The sequence below is a fragment of the Mesorhizobium sp. LEGMi-168a genome, from assembly GCF_058312955.1.
Genome location: NZ_JBZEGV010000128.1, coordinates 1 through 1,171 on the forward strand (window position 1 = coordinate 1; position 1,171 = coordinate 1,171).

The following is a 1,171-nucleotide window of genomic DNA, read 5'->3' on the forward strand; positions in this document are numbered from 1 at the left end:
CTGGTTGGCGATGGCCATCTTGCCGGCAGGCGCCATGCCGCCATATTTCTTTGCCGACGGATGCGCGCCTTGAGCCGCCGCATAGTTCGCCGTCAATTGCCGTAGTTCGGTGCAGGACATGCCGGCGTATTTCGCCTGCTCCTGCGGGGTGATGACGCCCGCCTGCGACACGGCCGCGGAATCCGCCGCCGCCATGGTGCCGAGGCCGATCGCGGCCGAGAGGGGATTCAAACCGCCGCCGCCGCCAGCCATGGCGCCGACCGCGCTCATCGCAAGGCCGGCCCCTTGCGGGCTCGTGCAGCCGGCAAGAGCCGAAAAGCCGAGAAGCGATGGTATGAGGAAAGCCGTCCTGATGTTCATGACCGCGTCTCCGGAGAACGCGACGGCAGCCTGAGGTCGCGATGGTCGGCGACGGTCCTGCCGAAAGCGACAGACAGAAGATAGACGCGCGGGTTGAAGCCCGTCGACGACAATTGCGACAGCGTCTTGAACAGTTGCAAGTGATACATCGAACCCCCTTGTGGTTGTTGCTGGTGCGATTCCAGGTCCGGAAGCGCGCCGCAAACTAGGTCGGGCCAAAGGGGGCAGCTTGGACGGAGCGGCCCTAAAAACGGCCAAAACGGCCCTCTATTGACGTTTCGAGGGCCTCGGCGCATATCAACGCGCTTGTTGGCAGGGGGTGCCGATGACTGCGACGACGGGGCCATCCACCTCGTTCAGGCTGATGACGGACGCGCTTCCGGAGCGGGATCGCGTCGAGGTCATGCGCGAGGTCTACGGCCGCACGGTGCTGAAGGTCGATCTCGATCCGCTCGGTCCGACGCATGTCGATATGCGAGGGCGCGCGCTGCCGGGGCTGGGCATCGCGACGGGCACCTCCTCGGCATTCCGGGTGCATCATTCGACAACGCTGATCGACAGCGACGACCTCGTCCTGCTCGCGGCACTGGACGGCGCGAGCGTGATGAAGCATCGCGGCCGGGAGGAGCCGATCGGCAACGGCCACGCGCTGATGATGAGCGGCGAAGAGGTGGGCCTCAACCTCATCCAGCCGGGCGGCATCCGCTTCGTCAATATGAGCTTTTCCCTAAAACAGCTTTCGCCGCTGATCGGCGATCCCGCCACGGTGCTGATGCGGCCGCTGCCGACCGGCACCGGGGCGATGCGGCTG

At 65.6% G+C, this 1,171-nt stretch carries 2 protein-coding genes and 1 pseudogene; 1 reads left to right on the top strand and 2 read right to left on the bottom strand.

The features are described from left to right. Both AC4FWB_RS34375 and AC4FWB_RS34380 read right to left on the bottom strand, forming a co-directional pair. A partial coding sequence (locus AC4FWB_RS34375) for a hypothetical protein (RefSeq protein ID WP_491030645.1) occupies positions 1-360 on the bottom strand: 360 nt, incomplete at its 3' end. Continuing rightward, on the bottom strand, positions 357-509 hold the full coding sequence (locus tag AC4FWB_RS34380; RefSeq protein WP_491030646.1) for a hypothetical protein: 153 nt from the start codon (positions 507-509) through the stop codon (positions 357-359). The genes AC4FWB_RS34375 and AC4FWB_RS34380, both read right to left, overlap by 4 nt. A gap of 176 nt (positions 510-685) precedes the next feature. Between AC4FWB_RS34380 and AC4FWB_RS34385 the strand changes: the two are divergent. Next, positions 686-1,171, top strand: a pseudogene (locus tag AC4FWB_RS34385) (cupin domain-containing protein); the annotation flags it as partial.

Bases quoted from the DNA above. Each gene is read 5' to 3' on its own strand.
- AC4FWB_RS34380 (WP_491030646.1), bottom strand. From the start codon at position 509: ATGTATCACTTGCAACTGTTCAAGACGCTGTCGCAATTGTCGTCGACG.